The organism is Pseudomonas gozinkensis (assembly GCF_014863585.1).
Lineage (GTDB): Bacteria > Pseudomonadota > Gammaproteobacteria > Pseudomonadales > Pseudomonadaceae > Aquipseudomonas > Aquipseudomonas gozinkensis.
In genome coordinates, this window is sequence record NZ_CP062253.1 from 6,545,658 (window position 1) to 6,563,527 (window position 17,870).

18 protein-coding genes are annotated in these 17,870 nt (G+C 57.0%); 3 read left to right on the plus strand and 15 right to left on the minus strand.

What is annotated here, in order from left to right:
* Window positions 1–39: 39 nt before the first annotated feature.
* The 10 genes from atpA to mnmG form a co-directional block, all read right to left on the minus strand.
* A complete protein-coding gene (gene atpA / locus IHQ43_RS29325) occupies window positions 40–1,584 on the minus strand; it encodes a F0F1 ATP synthase subunit alpha (protein ID WP_041073579.1) in 1,545 nt (514 codons plus the stop codon).
* A 21-nt stretch (window positions 1,585–1,605) separates the two neighbouring features.
* A complete protein-coding gene (locus IHQ43_RS29330; RefSeq protein WP_007911956.1) occupies window positions 1,606–2,142 on the minus strand; it encodes a F0F1 ATP synthase subunit delta in 537 nt (178 codons plus the stop codon).
* Window positions 2,143–2,154: 12 nt separating this feature from the next.
* Window positions 2,155–2,625, minus strand: coding sequence for a F0F1 ATP synthase subunit B (locus tag IHQ43_RS29335; RefSeq protein WP_007954149.1), 471 nt, complete (start codon window positions 2,623–2,625; stop codon window positions 2,155–2,157).
* 58 nt (window positions 2,626–2,683) lie between these two features.
* Window positions 2,684–2,941, minus strand: a complete 258-nt coding sequence (gene atpE / locus IHQ43_RS29340) for a F0F1 ATP synthase subunit C (RefSeq protein WP_003097235.1) — start codon at window positions 2,939–2,941, stop codon at window positions 2,684–2,686.
* 134 nt (window positions 2,942–3,075) lie between these two features.
* Window positions 3,076–3,945 (minus strand): F0F1 ATP synthase subunit A, encoded by an 870-nt coding sequence (atpB, locus tag IHQ43_RS29345; RefSeq protein ID WP_007954148.1) that lies wholly within the window; start codon window positions 3,943–3,945, stop codon window positions 3,076–3,078.
* A 16-nt stretch (window positions 3,946–3,961) separates the two neighbouring features.
* Window positions 3,962–4,369 carry a F0F1 ATP synthase subunit I gene (locus IHQ43_RS29350; RefSeq protein ID WP_003229783.1) on the minus strand — a complete coding sequence of 136 codons (408 nt, stop codon included), beginning with the start codon at window positions 4,367–4,369 and terminating at the stop codon, window positions 3,962–3,964.
* Between the two features lie 148 nt (window positions 4,370–4,517).
* Window positions 4,518–5,390 carry a ParB/RepB/Spo0J family partition protein gene (locus tag IHQ43_RS29355; protein WP_011336720.1) on the minus strand — a complete coding sequence of 291 codons (873 nt, stop codon included), beginning with the start codon at window positions 5,388–5,390 and terminating at the stop codon, window positions 4,518–4,520.
* A 9-nt stretch (window positions 5,391–5,399) separates the two neighbouring features.
* Window positions 5,400–6,197 (minus strand): ParA family protein, encoded by a 798-nt coding sequence (locus tag IHQ43_RS29360; RefSeq protein WP_007954142.1) that lies wholly within the window; start codon window positions 6,195–6,197, stop codon window positions 5,400–5,402.
* An 18-nt stretch (window positions 6,198–6,215) separates the two neighbouring features.
* Complete coding sequence (rsmG, locus tag IHQ43_RS29365) at window positions 6,216–6,860, minus strand: 16S rRNA (guanine(527)-N(7))-methyltransferase RsmG (protein WP_192562937.1); 645 nt, start codon at window positions 6,858–6,860, stop codon at window positions 6,216–6,218.
* Complete coding sequence (mnmG, locus tag IHQ43_RS29370; RefSeq protein ID WP_192562938.1) at window positions 6,857–8,755, minus strand: tRNA uridine-5-carboxymethylaminomethyl(34) synthesis enzyme MnmG; 1,899 nt, start codon at window positions 8,753–8,755, stop codon at window positions 6,857–6,859. Before mnmG ends, rsmG begins: the two co-directional genes overlap by 4 nt.
* A gap of 571 nt (window positions 8,756–9,326) precedes the next feature.
* On the opposite strand from mnmG, the gene IHQ43_RS29375 reads away from it, so the two are divergent.
* The 3 genes from IHQ43_RS29375 (at window position 9,327) to IHQ43_RS29385 (ending at window position 13,335) form a co-directional block, all read left to right on the plus strand.
* The gene (locus IHQ43_RS29375) at window positions 9,327–9,833 is read left to right on the plus strand and encodes a sigma-70 family RNA polymerase sigma factor (RefSeq protein ID WP_192562939.1); all 507 of its coding nucleotides are present in this window, start codon (window positions 9,327–9,329) and stop codon (window positions 9,831–9,833) included.
* A complete protein-coding gene (locus tag IHQ43_RS29380) occupies window positions 9,833–10,780 on the plus strand; it encodes a FecR domain-containing protein (RefSeq protein WP_192562940.1) in 948 nt (315 codons plus the stop codon). Before IHQ43_RS29375 ends, IHQ43_RS29380 begins: the two co-directional genes overlap by 1 nt.
* 119 nt (window positions 10,781–10,899) lie before the next feature.
* Entirely contained in the window at window positions 10,900–13,335 is a 2,436-nt protein-coding gene (locus IHQ43_RS29385) for a TonB-dependent siderophore receptor (protein ID WP_192562941.1), read from the plus strand.
* Between the two features lie 43 nt (window positions 13,336–13,378).
* On the opposite strand, the gene mnmE is transcribed toward IHQ43_RS29385, so the two are convergent.
* The 5 genes from mnmE to rpmH form a co-directional block, all read right to left on the minus strand.
* Window positions 13,379–14,749, minus strand: coding sequence for a tRNA uridine-5-carboxymethylaminomethyl(34) synthesis GTPase MnmE (gene mnmE / locus IHQ43_RS29390; RefSeq protein ID WP_192562942.1), 1,371 nt, complete (start codon window positions 14,747–14,749; stop codon window positions 13,379–13,381).
* Between the two features lie 81 nt (window positions 14,750–14,830).
* Window positions 14,831–16,510 carry a membrane protein insertase YidC gene (gene yidC, locus IHQ43_RS29395; protein ID WP_192562943.1) on the minus strand — a complete coding sequence of 560 codons (1,680 nt, stop codon included), beginning with the start codon at window positions 16,508–16,510 and terminating at the stop codon, window positions 14,831–14,833.
* Window positions 16,511–16,512: 2 nt separating this feature from the next.
* The gene (gene yidD / locus IHQ43_RS29400; protein ID WP_080761984.1) at window positions 16,513–16,758 is read right to left on the minus strand and encodes a membrane protein insertion efficiency factor YidD; all 246 of its coding nucleotides are present in this window, start codon (window positions 16,756–16,758) and stop codon (window positions 16,513–16,515) included.
* Window positions 16,751–17,152 (minus strand): ribonuclease P protein component, encoded by a 402-nt coding sequence (rnpA, locus tag IHQ43_RS29405; RefSeq protein WP_208492426.1) that lies wholly within the window; start codon window positions 17,150–17,152, stop codon window positions 16,751–16,753. The genes yidD and rnpA overlap by 8 nt, the downstream gene beginning before the upstream one ends.
* Window positions 17,153–17,168: 16 nt before the next feature.
* A complete protein-coding gene (gene rpmH, locus IHQ43_RS29410; protein ID WP_003213577.1) occupies window positions 17,169–17,303 on the minus strand; it encodes a 50S ribosomal protein L34 in 135 nt (44 codons plus the stop codon).
* Window positions 17,304–17,870 lie beyond the last annotated feature (567 nt).

Here is a 17,870-nt window from a genome sequence, read left to right on the forward strand (position 1 = left end):
CAGGTTAGCAAGCGGGAGCCTTGCGGCTCCCGCTGCGGCTTACCAGGTTTGGGTGGCCTTGAACTTCTCGATACCAGCCTTCAGGCCAGCGTCGATTTCGTCATTGAAGTCACCTTTAACGTTGATCTTCGCCATCAAATCGGCGTGATCGCGGTTGAAGAAAGCAATCAGCGCTTGTTCGAAGCTGCCGATCTTGGCGATTTCAATGTCAGTCAGGAACCCACGCTCAGCGGCATACAGCGACAGCGCCATGTCAGCGATCGACATAGGTGCGTATTGCTTCTGCTTCATCAGCTCGGTAACGCGCTGACCATGCTCAAGTTGCTTGCGGGTCGCTTCGTCCAGGTCAGAAGCGAACTGGGCGAATGCCGCCAGTTCACGGTACTGAGCCAGAGCGGTACGGATACCACCGGACAGCTTCTTGATGATCTTGGTCTGAGCGGCACCACCCACACGGGATACCGAAACACCGGCGTTCACTGCAGGGCGGATGCCCGAGTTGAACATGGCCGATTCCAGGAAGATCTGACCGTCGGTGATGGAAATCACGTTGGTCGGAACGAACGCGGAAACGTCGCCAGCCTGGGTTTCGATGATCGGCAGTGCGGTCAGGGAACCGGTTTTGCCGGTCACTGCGCCGTTGGTGAACTTCTCTACGTACTCTTCCGAAACGCGGGATGCGCGCTCCAGCAGACGGGAGTGGAGATAGAACACGTCGCCCGGGTAAGCTTCACGGCCTGGTGGACGGCGCAGCAGCAGGGAAATCTGGCGGTAAGCCACTGCTTGCTTGGACAGATCGTCATAAACGATCAGCGCGTCTTCACCGCGGTCGCGGAAGAATTCACCCATGGTGCAACCGGAGTACGGAGCCAGGAATTGCAGTGCTGCAGATTCCGAAGCGCTCGCTGCAACGATGATGGTGTTAGCCAGTGCACCGTTTTCTTCCAGCTTGCGAACCACGTTGGCGATGGTCGATTGCTTCTGACCGATTGCCACGTAGACGCAGAAAATGCCGCTGTCTTTCTGATTGATGATCGCGTCGATCGCCAGAGCGGTTTTACCGATCTGACGGTCACCGATGATCAGCTCACGCTGGCCACGGCCGACAGGGATCATGGCATCGACAGCCTTGTAGCCAGTCTGTACAGGCTGGTCTACCGACTTACGCCAGATCACGCCCGGAGCAACTTTCTCGACCGCGTCGGTCTCGGTGTTGCCCAGTGGACCTTTGCCGTCAACAGGGTTACCCAGTGCGTCGACAACGCGACCCAGCAGTTCCTTACCAACCGGAACTTCGAGGATGCGGCCGGTGCACTTGGCGCTCATGCCTTCAGCCAGACTGGTGTACGCGCCCAGTACAACGGCACCTACGGAGTCTTGCTCCAGGTTGAGGGCCATACCGTAGACGCCGCCCGGAAACTCGATCATCTCGCCGTACATGACGTCGGCCAGACCGTGAATCCGCACGATACCGTCAGATACGCTGACGACAGTGCCTTCGTTACGGGCTTGGGAGGTCACATCGAGCTTTTCGATGCGGCCCTTGATAATTTCACTTATTTCGGAAGGATTGAGTTGCTGCATTGCTCTGCTGCCCCTTCAAACTCAAGATTTCAATGCTTCGGCAAGTTTCGCGATTTTGCCGCGAATCGAGCCATCGATAACCAGGTCGCCGGCGCGGATAACGACACCACCTATAAGGGCAGCATCCTCCGCAACTTGCAGGCGCACTTCCCGGTTGAGTCGTGCACTGAGAACCTTGGCGAGTTTGTCTTGCTGTTCTTGGTTCAATGCAAAAGCACTGGTCACTTCAACGTCTACCGATTTCTCTTGTTCGGCCTTGTACAGGTCGAAAAGAGCGGCGATCTCCGGCAGAAGCGGGAGACGGTCGTTTTCGGCAACGACATTGATGAAGTTCTGTGCCTTGGCATCAAACTTGTCGCCGCACACGTCAATGAACGTGGCGGCCTTTTCTGCGCTCGTCAGTCGCGGGGCCTTGAGCACGCGCTGCATGGTGTCGTCTTGCGACACCGCTGCAGCCAGGCCGAGCATGGCTGACCAATTGGCCAGTTGCTGGTGGGCCTGAGCGTGCTCGAAGGCCGCCTTAGCGTAAGGTCGGGCCAACGTGGTCAGTTCTGCCATGATCGCCCTCGCTTAGATTTCAGCAGCCAGTTGGTTAACCAGCTCTGCGTGCGCGTTTTGATCGATTGTGGCACCCAGGATCTTCTCGGCGCCGCCGACAGCCAGCAAGCCCACTTGGGCGCGCAGCTTGTCTTTGACACTGTTCAGTTCCTGTTCGATCTCGGCTTGAGCCTGAACCTTCACACGGTCAGCGTCGACGCGGGCCTTTTCAACGGCCTCTTCGACAATCTGGTTACCGCGTTTCTTGGCTTGCTCGATGATTTCAGCTGCCTGAGCTTTCGCTTCGCGCAGTTGCTGACCCGCTTTTTCTTGGGCCAACTCCAGGTCGCGAGCTGCACGGCTGGCAGCGTCCAGACCATCAGCGATCTTCTTTTGACGTTCGTGCAGAGCGGCGATGACCGGAGGCCATACGAACTTCATGCAGAACAGTACAAAAATCAGGAACGCAACGGACTGGCCAATCAGGGTCGCATTAATGTTCACGCCAACACCTCGCAGTTACGTTGTCCATCACACCAAATCACTCGGAAAATCCGAATGATTAGCCAGCGATTTGACCAACGAACGGGTTCGCAAAGGTGAAGAACAGAGCGATACCAACACCGATCATGGTTACGGCGTCGAGCAGACCGGCAACGATGAACATTTTAACTTGCAGCATTGGAACCATTTCTGGCTGACGCGCTGCGCCTTCCAGGAACTTGCCGCCCAGCAGGCCGAAACCAATTGCGGTACCCAGTGCGCCCAGGCCGATCAACAGTGCAACAGCGATAGCGGTTAGACCAACTACAGTTTCCATCTTTCCTCCCGACTTTTACGTCGTATGGTTTAGGTTTTTTAGATTAAAGCGGTAAAACAAATCGTTTCATGGTGCCCCGTGAGGAGCCCCTTCCCGTTTGACCGGGAAGGACATCAGACTAGTCGAGACTGGTCTTAATGGTTTTCTTCGTGCGCCATCGACAGGTAGACGATGGTCAGCATCATGAAGATGAACGCCTGCAGGGTGATGATCAGGATGTGGAACACAGCCCACGCCCACTGCAGGACAACGCCCAGGCCGCTCAGCCAGAGCAGACCGCTGCCGAACATCACAGCGATCAGGATGAACACCAGCTCGCCGGCATACATGTTGCCGAACAGACGCAGAGCCAGAGAGATCGGTTTGGCGATCAGAGTCACGAATTCCAGCAGGAAGTTCACCGGAATCAGCAGCGCCTGAACGAAGATGTTCTTGCTGCCGAACGGGTGCAGGGTCAGCTCGCCGATGAAGCCGCCGAGGCCCTTGACCTTGATGCTATAGAAAATGATCAGTGCGAAAACCGAGAACGCCATGCCCAGCGTCGCGTTCGGGTCGGTAGTCGACACGGCGCGGAACGGGATGTGGTGATCGCCGGAGATCAGGATGGCCAGCTGAGGAATCCAGTCGACCGGTACCAGGTCGACGGCGTTCATCAGGAACACCCAGACGAAGATGGTCAGTGCCAGCGGTGCGATCACCGGGCTACGGCCATGGAAGCTGTCTTTCACGCTGCCATCGACGAATTCGACCAGGACTTCAACGAAGTTCTGCAGTGCACCCGGCTGACCGGAAGTCGCCTTCTTGGCCGCCATGCGGAAAAGAAGAACGAAGATCAGACCCAGCGCGACCGACCAGCCGAGGGTATCGACGTGGAAAGCCCAGAAGCCCATTTCCTTGGCTTCTGCTGCGGTGTGGGCAAAGCCCCAGCCGCCGTTGGGTAGCTGACCGAAGGTCAGGTTCTGCAAGTGGTGCTGGATATAGCCCGAAGCGGTTGTTTCTGCCATGGTTGCCTCAAACGCCCTAAGGTCTCGAAAGTCTTGTTCTCATCAGCAGGGGAGCGAACCAGCTGACCGACTGAGTCAGCACGAAGGCGCCGAATACAGCGATCGGCGCCAGTGGCTTCACACCTGCAAACACCAGTGCAAACAGCACTGCCGTCAAAATCAGTTTGCCTGCCTCGCCGGCATAGAAAGACCGGACGATGGACTGGGCTGCTCGGGCGCCGGAAAACCGAAATGCCTTGTGAGCGAAATAAACATTGGGCAGCAAGGCTATCAGGCCTCCGCAAAGTCCCGAGTATCCGGCAACGACTCCGTGCCATTGCCAGAGCGCCAAAGCGGCAATGAGCAAAATGACAAATTGAGCCATCAACACCGGAAAAACCGCCAGGCGATGGAACGGCAGGCGGTTTGGCTTGCGGGTTTCCATCACTATTGCTCTCCAATGGTCGGCTGCCGAAATTCAATAACTTGGCATAATTTGTGCCGACAAAATGCGCGCAGAGTATAGGGGCGGTTCTGCCCCTATTCAACTGTCAGGTAGTGATTTCCGACTGCGCGCTACAAGAGGAATTGTTTCAGCGGATGTGTGCGAGCACACCTTGAAGCTCATCGAGGGAGTTGTAACCAATCACCAACTGGCCTTTGCCCTTCTTGCCGTGGCGGATCTGCACCGCAGAGCCTAGGCGCTCGGCCAGACGCTGTTCGAGCCGGGCGATATCCGGGTCGGGTTTGGCAGGCTCGACCGGCTCCGGTTTGCCACTCAACCACTGACGAACCAGTGCCTCGGTTTGGCGCACGGTGAGGCCGCGTGCGACAACATGTCGCGCCCCTTCCACCTGCTGATTGTCCGGCAGACCGAGCAATGCACGGGCATGACCCATTTCCAGGTCGCCGTGGGACAGCATGGTCTTGATGACCTCAGGCAGCGCGATCAGGCGCAACAGGTTGGCCACGGTGACGCGGGACTTACCCACAGCCTCGGCAACCTGTTGCTGGGTGAGCTGGAACTCCTGCTGCAAACGCTGCAGGGCCACCGCCTCTTCGATCGGGTTCAGGTCTTCGCGCTGGATGTTCTCGATCAGCGCAATGGCGATCGCGGTTTCATCCGGCACGTCGCGGACCATCGCAGGAATGGTTTCCTGTCCGGCCTGCTGACTTGCACGCCAGCGACGTTCACCAGCGATGATCTCGAAACGACCGCCACCAATCGGGCGAACCACGATCGGCTGCATCACGCCCTGGGCCTTGATCGACTGCGCCAGTTCTTCCAGCGCCTGCGGATCCATGTCCCGGCGTGGCTGATACTTGCCGCGTTGCAGCAGATCCAGTGGCAAGTGCTGCAACTCACGGCTGTCGGCCTGTGCTGCTTGTTCTTCCAGCGAGCTGACAGTCGGACCGCTCAGCAGTGCATCCAGTCCTCGTCCGAGACCTCGTTTCTTGACGGCCATGGGGACTCCTTAAGTTGGCTGGGCAGCGGCGATGCGTGAATTTTTGCGCTGACGGCGAACCATCTCGCCCGCCAGGGCCAGATAGGCCAGCGCGCCACGCGATTGCTTGTCGTAGGCCAGAGCCGGCATGCCGTAGCTCGGGGCTTCGGCCAGGCGGATGTTGCGCGGGATCACCGTGTCGTACAGCTGATCGCCGAAGTGCTCCTTGAGCTGGGCCGAAACGTCATTCATCAGGCTCAGACGCGGGTCGTACATGGTCCGCAGCAGGCCTTCGACTTTCAGGTTCGGGTTCAACAGTTCGGCTATGCGCTTGATGTTATCCACAAGGTCGCTCAAGCCTTCAAGCGCGAAGTACTCGCACTGCATGGGGATAATCACTCCGTCAGCGGCGACCAGTGCATTCAGCGTGAGCATCGACAGCGACGGCGGGCAGTCGATCAGGATGTAATCGTAGTTTTCACGGATCGGCGCCAGCGCGCTGCGCAGACGGCTTTCCTTCATCTGCATTTCCAGCAGCACCACTTCGGCCGCCGTCAGGTCGCGGTTAGCCGGCAGCAATTGATAACCGCCGTGTTCCGAATAGTGCATGGCCTGGGCCAGATCGCATTCGCCGATCAGCAGGTCGTAGACCGAGTTTTCCAGGCCATGTTTATCCACACCGCTACCCATGGTGGCGTTGCCCTGTGGATCGAGATCGATCAACAGCACCCGGCGCTTGGTCGCGACCAGGGATGCTGCGAGGTTGATGCAGGTGGTGGTCTTGCCCACACCACCCTTCTGGTTCGCTATCGCGAATACCTTAGCCATTCTTGCTTGTGTTCCCAATCATGCCGTGCGGCGCAGTATCAGCAGATGGCGTTGGCCTTGGCAACCGGGTACGGCCAGGGCGTGTTCGCTATCGAGTTTGAAGTCTGCCGGCAATGCTACCAGCTCATCGGCCGGATGAACGCCCTTCATTGCCAGCCAGCGCGTATCGGCGTCGCCGAGGTGGCGAGTCCAGTTGGTGAAATTCTCCATGCTGCTGAACGCCCGGGAAATGATCCCGTTGAACGGCTGTGCAGGCTGGAACGCTTCGACGCGACTGTGGATAACTTGCAGGTTATCCAGTTTGAGTTCGAGTTTGACCTGGGTCAGGAAGCGGGTTTTCTTGCCGTTGCTGTCCAGGCAGGTCACTTGCGAGTCCGGGTACAGGATTGCCAAAGGGATCCCCGGCATGCCGCCGCCGCTGCCCACATCCAGCCAGCAGCCGTTTTCGATGAACGACATCACGCTGAGACTATCGAGCAAGTGACGGGAAACCATTTCGTCCGGATCGCGAACGGCGGTCAGGTTGTAGGCCTGGTTCCATTTGATCAACAGGGCCAGATAACCCAGCAGCAATTCGTGCTGGGTTTCAGTGAGATTGACACCGAGCGCGCGGGCTCCTGTGGATAACTCTTCGGCGTGTTGCGAAGTGACCTTAGAACTCAAGCGCTTTGCTCCAACTGACGGCCCGCGCCGCGTTTTTTCAAATGAATCATCAACAGCGAAATCGCTGCCGGGGTCACGCCCGGGATCCGCGAAGCCTGGCCAAGCGTCTCGGGACGCGTGGCGCCAAGTTTGCTCTGGATCTCCTTGGAGAGACCGGAAATGTTGGTGTAATCGATATCCACAGGCAGTTTCGTGTCTTCGCTTGCACGCAGACGGGCGATTTCGTCCTGTTGACGGTCGATGTACCCGGCGTATTTGGTCTTGATCTCGACCTGTTCGGCGACCTGTGGGTCTTCCGCGCCCTGCCCGGTCACTTCGACCAGACCAGCGTAGTCGATTTCCGGACGGCTCAAGAGATTGAGCAAGTTGTATTCGTGAGTCAGCGGCGTGCCGAATTTTTCCGCAATCGCATCGCCCTGCGGAGTGCCCGGGCGAACCCAGGTGCTTTTCAGACGTTGCTCTTCGAGTTCGATGCTTTCGCGTTTCTTGCAGAACGCCGCCCAGCGCGCGTCATCGACCAGACCCAGTTCGCGACCTTTTTCGGTCAGACGCAGGTCGGCGTTGTCCTCACGCAGGATCAGGCGGTACTCGGCACGGGAAGTGAACATGCGGTACGGCTCTTGGGTACCGAGGGTGATCAGGTCGTCGACCAATACCCCGATGTACGCCTCATCGCGACGCGGGCACCAGGCTTCTTTGCCTTTCGCACGCAGCGCAGCGTTCGCGCCAGCCAGCAAACCCTGGGCGCCGGCTTCTTCGTAACCGGTGGTGCCGTTGATCTGGCCAGCGAAGAACAAACCGCCGATGACTTTGGTTTCCAGGCTGTACTTCAGGTCGCGCGGGTCGAAGTAGTCGTACTCGATTGCATAACCCGGACGCACGATGTGCGCGTTTTCCATGCCGCGGATCGATTGCACGATCTGCAATTGCACGTCGAACGGCAGGCTTGTGGATATCCCGTTCGGATACAGCTCATGGGTGGTCAGGCCTTCCGGCTCGATGAACACCTGATGGCTTTCCTTGTCGGCAAAGCGGTGGATCTTGTCTTCGATCGACGGGCAATAACGCGGACCGACGCCTTCGATTTCACCCGCTGCGGAATACATCGGCGAACGGTCGAGGTTCGCGGCAATGATTTCGTGGGTTCGGGCGTTGGTGTGGGTAATCCAGCAACTGACTTGCCGTGGATGTTGTTCCTTGTTGCCCATGAACGACATCACCGGGATCGGCGTATCGCCTGGCTGCTCGGTCATCACCGAGAAATCCACAGACTTGCCGTCGATGCGCGGAGGCGTACCGGTTTTCAGGCGGCCGACGCGCAGCGGCAGCTCACGCAGACGATGCGCCAGGGCAATCGACGGTGGATCGCCGGCACGACCGCCGGAGAAATTCTGCAAACCGATGTGGATAAGTCCGCCCAGGAACGTACCGGTGGTCAGCACCACGGAATCGGCGAAGAAACGCAGACCCATTTGCGTGACGACACCGCGCACTTGTTCCTGCTCGACGATCAGGTCGTCAGCGGCTTGTTGAAATATCCACAGGTTCGGCTGGTTTTCCAGAATTTCGCGGACAGCGGCCTTGTAAAGAATACGGTCGGCTTGCGCACGGGTCGCCCGTACGGCCGGGCCTTTGCGGCTGTTCAACACGCGAAACTGGATACCGCCCAGATCGGTGGCCATGGCCATCGCGCCGCCGAGGGCGTCGATTTCCTTGACCAGATGGCTTTTGCCGATGCCACCGATGGCCGGGTTGCAACTCATGGCACCGAGGGTTTCCACGTTGTGCGTCAGCAGAAGGGTTTTTGCACCCATGCGTGCTGAGGCCAGTGCTGCCTCGGTACCGGCATGACCGCCGCCGATGACGATCACTTCAAAACGGGAAGGGAAATCCACCACGCACCTCGTGCCTGCTTAAGTAGGTAATTCAGGAATAGTTTGAGATCAGGTTTCTGGACCTGGTCGGCAAGTATAGGGACTTCGCCCTTCCTAAAGAACCCTTTGCACAAAATTTAACCAGCTGTGGAGAACTCGCGGTTAAAAGAATAAAAAAGAGAGAAATTTATAAAACCTTTGTTTTAAAGCTTATTCTTACTGCCCATGATTTCTGTGGATAGATTGCTGCAGACCTTCAATTTCAATATGTACAGAGATTCAAAACCCTGTGCTCATGTGGCCATGAGGCCCTTGGATAACCGGTGTAAGCCTGTGGATGAATGAGGTGGTTATCCACAGAGGCAGTTATGTTCAGTTTTCAGGCCCTGTTATCAACTGCCCTCAGCGGCAGTTATTCACAGGGCTTAATCCACAGAAAATCGACGAAACGGCTTTTTCATGGCGCAATAAAAGCGCCCCTCTGGGGGCAGGTGACAGCGGAGAGGCCGATGAAGGGAAGTGACAGGGCTATTGTGAGAGAACGTAACAGAGGCTAATAATAGCTATTATCATTAACTCGCCAGTTGCTTCCATGTCCCTACCCGCCCATAACGCTGCGATCGAGCAAATCTACGAGCAACACCATTCGTGGCTATATGGATGGCTCAAGGGCAAATTGAATGACGCTTGCGATGCAGCCGATGTCGCGCATGACACGTTCGTGCGGATTCTGGCCGCGCGCAATGCCGCACAGATTCGCGAACCGCGCGATTACCTGGCAACTGTTGCACGTGGTCTGGTCATTGATCGTTATAGACGGCGTGCGATCGAGGCCGCTTATTTGCAGACCGTCGCGGCCAGACCTGAAGCCACGGCCATCAGCGAAGAAGACAGGGCACTGATTATCGAAACCCTGGTCGCTGTGGATAGAGCCCTGGCCGGTCTGGGCGCGCGTACCCAACGGATCTTCATGCTTTCGCAGATCGATGGCCTGACTTATCAACAGATCGCCCTACAGTTGAAGGTTTCGCTGACGACAGTGAAGAAGCACATGATCCGCGCATTGACGGAATGTGCCCTGATCATGGCGCAGCGTTGATGGCCATTGCACCCAGTCGCAAGGTTTTCGAAACCGCTGCCAGCTGGTACGTGCAGTTTCAGGCCGACCCACCGACCCTCGTCGAACAGAAAGCCTGGCAGCTGTGGATAGATAGCGATCCAACGCATCTGGCGGCATGGAACCAGATGGTGCAACTGCAGCGACAACTTGGCACCCTGCCGCAGGATTTGAAGCGCCGAGCTCTGAACACCGGTCAGCAACGGCGTCAGGTGTTGAAGCTGTTGTTGCTCGCCGCGGGGACAGGTTTCGTTGGCTGGAATGTCCAGCAGCGGACTTCTCTTGGGAATGTCTGGGCTGACTATAAAACCGGCGTTGGCCAGCGCCGCAACATTGCATTGGCCGATGGCAGCCAGATTCAACTCAATACTGGCACAGCGATTGATGTGTCTTTTGACGCAGCCCAGCGATCGATCCGTTTGCGCTCGGGGGAGATCCTGATTCAAACCGGCAGACTCGGCGATCAGCGGCCTTTTTTCGTCGAAACCCGCGATGGACGGATTCAAGCGCTGGGCACCCGATTCTCCGTACATCAGTTATCAGGTTCTACCCGCGTGGGGGTGCTGGAAGATCGGGTCAGCGTCCAGCCCGCAGACCTGTCGAAAGCCGCAATCATCCTGAATGCAGGCGAAGGCGCAGACTTCGACAGTCGGCACGTCGGGTTGATTCACCCTTTCACATTTTCGGAAGTAGCGTGGACCAACGGCCAGCTGATCGTGCTCGATGCGCGGTTGAGCGAGGTGATCGAAGCGTTGGGGCGTTATCGCAGCGGTGTTCTGCATTGCGAGTCCCGTGCCGGGGATCTTCGGGTTTCCGGCACCTTTCGCCTCGATTCTACCGACGCAGTGCTGGCCAACCTCCAGGCCTCGTTACCGATCAACGTCCGGTACTTCACTCGTTACTGGGTTTCAATCAGTCATGACGCCTGAGCAAAAAAAGCTCGGGCGGAAAATAAATGCAAACAAGGTTATCTTTTTTTGCCCTGACCCGGCCCTACAAGAAATCGCGATAAACGCGACTCTTTGCCACCTTCAGGGCTTATCCACATATGCATCTTCCCGCGTTCCGTCAGCGTTTTTCCTACCAATGCTTTGCCTACAGCTTACTGATGACCAGCGTTACTTCCTGTCTGGTCATCACTCATGACGCCTTCGCTGCGACAACGGCCCAACGCTACGCCATTGCTGCCGGCCCGCTGGACAATGCCCTGAGCCAGTTCGCCTCTGCCGCGAATGTGATTCTGTCGTTCTCGCCGCAACAGACCAGCCGTTTGCGCAGCCCCGGGCTGAACGGCAATTTCAGCGTGGAACAAGGATTCGCCCAACTCCTGCAGGGTTCGGGTTTGCAAGCCGTGTCGCAGGCACCGGGCAGTTATGTTTTACAGGCGCTGCCAGACGGCGATTCACTGGAGCTGGCACCAACCAATATCAATGGGCAGTTGGCGAACCCGATGAACCTGGATTACGCCACCGACGTCGGTTACAAGGCGCAGAACAGCCGAGTCGGTACGAAAACCAGTACACCTTTGTCGGAAACACCACGTTCGGTGTCAGTCGTGACCGCCCAACGCATGAAGGACCAGAAATCTCAGACACTGACCGAAGTACTTGGCTACGTCCCGGGGATCTTCGCGCCACCGTTTGCCGCCGGCGACAGTCTGGCCGGGGATCTGTTCTATATTCGCGGTTTCAACGCCACCGATTATGGCTACGGTCTGTTGCGTGATGGACTGCGCGTACAGGGCAACCGTTATGACACCAGCACCGAGCCTTACGGACTTGAGCGAGTCGAGATTTTCCGCGGTCCGTCTTCGCTGCTCTATGGGGAAAACGCACCGGGCGGACTGGTGAATCTGGTGAGTAAACGTCCTACCGCTGTACCCCAGGGTGAAGTGCAACTGGGCTATGGCTCGAACAATCGCCGACAGATCGGCGTCGATGTCTCCGGCCCGCTCAACGACAGCGGCAACATTCTCGGCCGGGTGGTGATGCTCGGGCGCAAGTCGGACACCCAGACCGATCATGTCCCGGATGACCGGATCTACATCGCACCATCCCTGACCCTGAATTTTGATGATTTCAACACCCTGACCCTTCTGGCCAACTACCAGAAGGATCACACCAACATGGAACTTGGACTGCCTGCCGCCGGCACCCTGCTGACAAACCCCAATGGAAAGTTATCCAAAGGCACCATGCTCGGCGACCCTGACTGGAACACCTTCGAAAGGGAAACCTGGAGCACTGGCTACGAATTCAGCCACTCGTTCAACGATGACTGGCAGTTCCGTCAGAATTCTCGCTACATGCAGTCGCGCATTACCCGACATGAGACCTGGCCGGGCAACCTTAACAATGCCGGGTTCGGCACGCGTCTGAACATGACCGCCTACGATCGCTTCAATAAGTCGATGGTGTATTCGCTGGATAACCAACTGGAAGGAAAATTCCAGGTCGGTGGTCTGGAAAATACGGTGCTGTTCGGCGCCAGCTATGACCGTACTTCCTTCAATCAAGACTGGAATGCAGGGCTGGTCGGGTCGGTTGATGTGTATAACCCCGTCTATCTGCGCGATCCAACCACGCCGATCGCGGTGCAAAACACGCTGCTCGAGCAACAGATGAAAGGCGTTTATGCACAGCTCCAGAGCAAATACGACCGTTGGCTGTTCCTGCTCGGTGGCCGTCAGGACTGGGTCGACAGTGATTTCCGCGACAAGGTGGCCAAATCCAGCGATATCAGTTCGCAGGACAAGAAGTTCACCTATCAGGGCGGTGTGATGTACCAGTTCGACAACGGCATGACGCCTTATGTCAGCTATTCCACCTCGTTCGTGCCGGTGCAACAGATTTCCAACGCCGGTGCGCCACTCGATCCGATCACCAGCAGTCAGTATGAAGTGGGGCTCAAGTACGAACCGATCGGCTGGGACACCGCGTTCACCGCGTCGGTGTATGACCTGCGCAAAAAGGACGACACTTACTTTGATGGCACTACGTCGAGCTACCGTCAGGTAGGCGAAAGCCGCTCCAAAGGCGTGGAACTTGAACTCAACAGCAATCTGACGCAGAACCTGAATGTCACCGCGGCCTATACCTATACCGACGCGCGAATCACCAAAGATGCAGCGACGTCCCTGGTCAAAGGCCACCAGATGACCGGCGTGCCGCGTAATCAGGCCTCGGTGTGGGCGAAATACCGCTTCCTTGATGGCGATCTGAAAGGGGTGTACCTGGGTGGTGGTGTGCGTTACTTCGACAGTGCATTCGCCTATACCTCGCCCTCCCTGTACGGAAAACTGGACGCCGGTGATGTGACATTGGTGGATGCGGCGATCGGTTATCAGATCGATACGCACTGGAGCGTCGACCTGAATGCGAAGAACCTTTTTGACAAGGAATATGTGTCGGGATGCAACGATGCCGGCCGCTGCTATTGGGGCGAGGATCGCACCTTGCTCGGTACGGTTTCCTATAACTGGTAAGACGGAAAAGGGGCTGTGGATAAAGTGTCCACAGCCCCTTTTGTCATTTGCCGATACAGAAACTGGAAAAAATCCTTCCCAGCAGATCGTCGGAACTGAAGGCCCCGGTGATTTCACCCAGAGAGTGCTGGGCCTGACGTAAATCCTCTGCGAGCAATTCGCCGGCGCCTGCCAGCGTCAGCTGGGCACGACCGTGTTCCAGTGCCGCACTGGCGTGGCGCAAGGCCTCCAGATGCCGGCGACGTGCACTGAAACTGCTTTCCGACGTTTGTTCATAGCCCATGCAGGCCTTGAGGTGATCACGCAGCAGATCCAGCCCCTCACCGGCGGATTTGGCGCTCAGGCTGATCGTCACATGGCCATCGTCACTGACTTCCAGAGCAATGGGTTCGCCCGTGAGATCCGCTTTGTTACGGATCAGCGTGACTTTCGCAGGATCGGGCCGGGTTTCGAGGAATTCCGGCCACAGGGCGAATGGATCGGCGGCCTCGGGTGCAGTCGCATCAACTACCAGCAGCACTCGGTCAGCCTCGCCGATCGCTTTCAACGCTCGTTCAACGCCGATCTTTTCCACATGGTCATCGGTATCACGCAGGCCGGCAGTATCCACAACATGCAGCGGCATGCCGTCGATGTGGATATGTTCGCGCAGAATATCCCGGGTGGTGCCGGCGATTTCGGTCACGATCGCGGCTTCGCGACCGGCCAGTGCGTTGAGCAGACTGGACTTTCCGGCATTCGGACGACCGGCAATCACCACGGTCATGCCGTCGCGTAGCAAAGCGCCCTGCCCGGCTTCGCGCAATACGGTGGATAACTCGTGACGAACCTTGTCGAGCATGCTCAGCACGTGGCCATCGGCAAGGAAGTCGATTTCTTCTTCCGGGAAGTCGATAGCCGCTTCGACATAGATCCGCAAACCGATCAGCTGTTCGGTGAGGTTATGCACACGCTGGGAAAATGCTCCTTGCAACGAACGCAAGGCGTTACGCGCAGCCTGTGCAGAACTGGCCTCGATCAGGTCGGCAATCGCCTCGGCCTGAGCCAGGTCGAGTTTGTCATTGAGGAATGCTCTTTCGCTGAATTCACCCGGGCGAGCCAGACGGCAGCCCAATTCCAGACAGCGCTTGAGCAACATGTCGAGGACGATAGGGCCGCCATGGCCCTGCAGTTCCAGCACGTCTTCGCCGGTGAACGAGTTCGGCCCGGGGAAATACAGCGCCAGACCTTCATCCAGCACCTGTTGGTCGTCACTGAAGAACGGGCCGTAGTGGGCAAACCGTGGTTTCAGTTCACGACCGCTGATGGCTTTGGCCGCAACGCTGGCCAGCGGCCCGGAAATTCGAACGATGCCCACGCCGCCACGGCCCTGAGCAGTGGCGACGGCTGCGATGGTTTCACGAGGTGCGCTCATAAACCGGTATCCAGACAAAAATGGCAGATAGCAAAACGCCCCACTAGGGGGCGTTTTGAGTGGTGTTATCCACAGAGTAAGTTACGCCTCGGCTTTTTTCGTCGCCGCTTCGATCTTACGCGTGATGTACCACTGTTGGGCAATCGACAGGCAGTTGTTCACAACCCAGTACAGCACCAGACCCGCCGGGAACCACAGGAAGAAGAAGGTGAAGATGATCGGCATCATTTTCATCACCTTGGCCTGCATCGGATCCGGAGGTGTAGGGTTCAGACGCTGCTGGATGAACATGGTCGCGCCCATGATGATCGGCAGGATGAAGAACGGATCCTTGATCGACAGGTCGGTAATCCACAGCATGAACGGCGCCTGGCGCATTTCCACGCTTTCCAGCAGAACCCAGTACAGCGAAAGGAAAACCGGCATCTGCACCAGGATCGGCAAGCAGCCACCCAGCGGATTGATCTTCTCTTTCTTGTACAGCTCCATCATGGCTTGCGACATTTTCTGCCGGTCATCGCCATGTTGCTCTTTCAGTGCGGCCAGTTTCGGCGCCACGGCGCGCATGCGAGCCATCGACTTGTAGCTGGCGGCCGACAGAGGGAAGAAAATCCCTTTGATCAGCATGGTCAGGAAGATGATCGACCAGCCCCAGTTGCCGACGATGCTGTGGATATGTTGCAGCAGCCAGAAAATTGGCTGGGCAATGAACCACAGAATGCCGTAGTCGACAGTCAGTTCCAGACCTGGGGACAACTCTTTCAGCACCGCCTGGCTTTTCGGACCGGCGTAAAGAACAGCGCTGGTCTCGACTTTCGCACCCGGCGCAGCGGTCAGCGAAGGACCGGTGTAACCGATGATGTAATTGCCTTTGCTGTCTTTACGGGTCTGGACGATGTTGTTTTCGCCCTTCGGAGCAACCCATGCAGTCACAAAGTAGTGTTGCAGCCAGGCTACCCAGCCACCGGTGACGGTTTCCTTGAGGGAAGCCTTGTCCATGTCCTTCATGGACACTTTCTTGTACGGCTCGGAACTTGTCCACAGGGCGGCGCCCAGGTAAGTCGCGGTACCGGTAGCAGTTGTGGACGAAGGATCGGCGCTGGCGTCGCGTTTCAGCTGGGCGAACATCGAACCGGACCAGGGCTGAGCGCTCTGGTTGTCGATCAGATAGGTCACGGTCACGTCATACAGGCCACGTTTCAGAGTGAAACGCTTGATGTAATTGACGCCGTCCTTGCTGAACTTCAGGTCGACGACCAGTTGGTCCTGACCTTCAGCCAGTTGATAAGTCTTCTTCTCCGAGGAGTAGATCGGACGACCGGCCGGGTTTGCATCCGGACCATTGGTGCCAATCAGACCGCTCTGTGCCAGATAAGTACGTTCGCCACCGTTGTCGAACAGCTGGAACGGAACGTCCGGACGATCCTGCCGACGTGGATACAGCGGCAAGGTCAGCTGAGCAACATCGCCACCTTGTGGATCAATCGCGAGATCGAGCACGTCGGTCTTGATCTGGATCAGATCCTTGCTGACGGCGACCGGCGTTTCGGCAGGTGCGCTGGTATCGCTTGCGGCACGCGGAATATCGTCACTGGCAGCATTATTGCCAGTGGCGGTGTCCGGCAAACCGGATGTAGTCGTACTGGAAGCAACATTCTGAGTCGGCAGGGCAGCCTGGCCATAGTCCTGGTTCCATTTAAGGACCATGACGTAGGACACGATTGCCAGGGCGACGATCAGGATCGTGCGTTTGATATCCATGATTACTCGGCCATCGAAGAAGAACGGGAGGTAGGGATAGGTGGAACCGGGTCATAACCACCGGGATTCCACGGATGACAGCGACCTAAACGACGAAAGGCCAGCCAGCCACCGCGCAGAAGGCCATGATTTTCGATGGCTTCATACGCGTAGCAAGAACAACTGGGGTAGAAACGACAGTGACTGGCCATCAGGGGACTAATGGCGTAGCGATAAAACTGGATCGGAACGAGTGCCAGTTTACGCATCTGGACTGTCTACCCCTACAGTTTCGGTTTTGACTGCTGGTACCGGCTTGCTGCGTGCCAGACGTTTCCAGAGTTTGCCGAAATGCTGAATCAATTCGGGGTTTTCTACGTCACCCAAACCTTTGCGCGCGACGATAACGATGTCCCAGCCGACCAGTGAATCCTGGTGCAGGCGAAACGATTCGCGCATAAGACGTTTGAGGCGATTGCGCTCGACGGAGAGCTTGACGCTCTTTTTCCCGATAACCAGCCCGAGACGGGGGTGATCGAGATCGTTGTTGCGCGCAAGGAGCAGGAGATTTTTCCCCGGAACCTTGCCGGTAGGGGAGTCAAAGACTGCCTTGAAATGCCGGGGTGTAAGCAGACGCTTTTCCCGACTGAAGTCCTGACTCACCTCCAGTGCCGGATTATCAAACTGCCAGACGTGCGCGGCCTTTGGCGCGACGACGCGACAGTACGGCACGACCGTTCTTGGTAGCCATGCGAGCACGGAAACCGTGGGTACGAGCGCGTTTGATAGTGCTTGGTTGGAAAGTACGTTTCATGTCGTGTTACCTGGTTCGTCCACAACGGGCCGGAATGGCCCCCGTTTTAAGAGACCGGGGATTCTAGAGAAAGCAAGCCAATAGGTCAATTTCCAACCAACGTTTCCTTATAAATAGATCTTCGGAGCGTCCAGGACCTGATTACCCGTTTGCCAGAGATAAAAATAAAGAAGGGAATTATTTAAAGCTTTTCTGTAAAGCTTGTAAAAGCTAGGCACGCCCTTCTCTGTGGATAACTGGTTCAAGGCCTTGTTTCAAGCGATGTACAGAGAATGACAACTACAGTGGAAAACCGTGTTCAGCCTGTGCTGCGCTGTCGGATAACCTGTGTGTGGAATGGGTAGTTATCCACAGGCTGGTTATCCACCGACTTTCACCCCCAGTTGTCCAGTGTGCTCAGATAGGGTTATCCACAGAGCTTATGCACACACCGTCGGTCGCCTTTTTCGCGTTTAACGCATTGATAAATCATGTCCACCGGGCAACCTGCATGTGGATAAGTGGACGACTGGCCGCTACAATGGCCGCTTGTTTTTGCCTCACCGGCTTTCAACTTAGGGGATATCC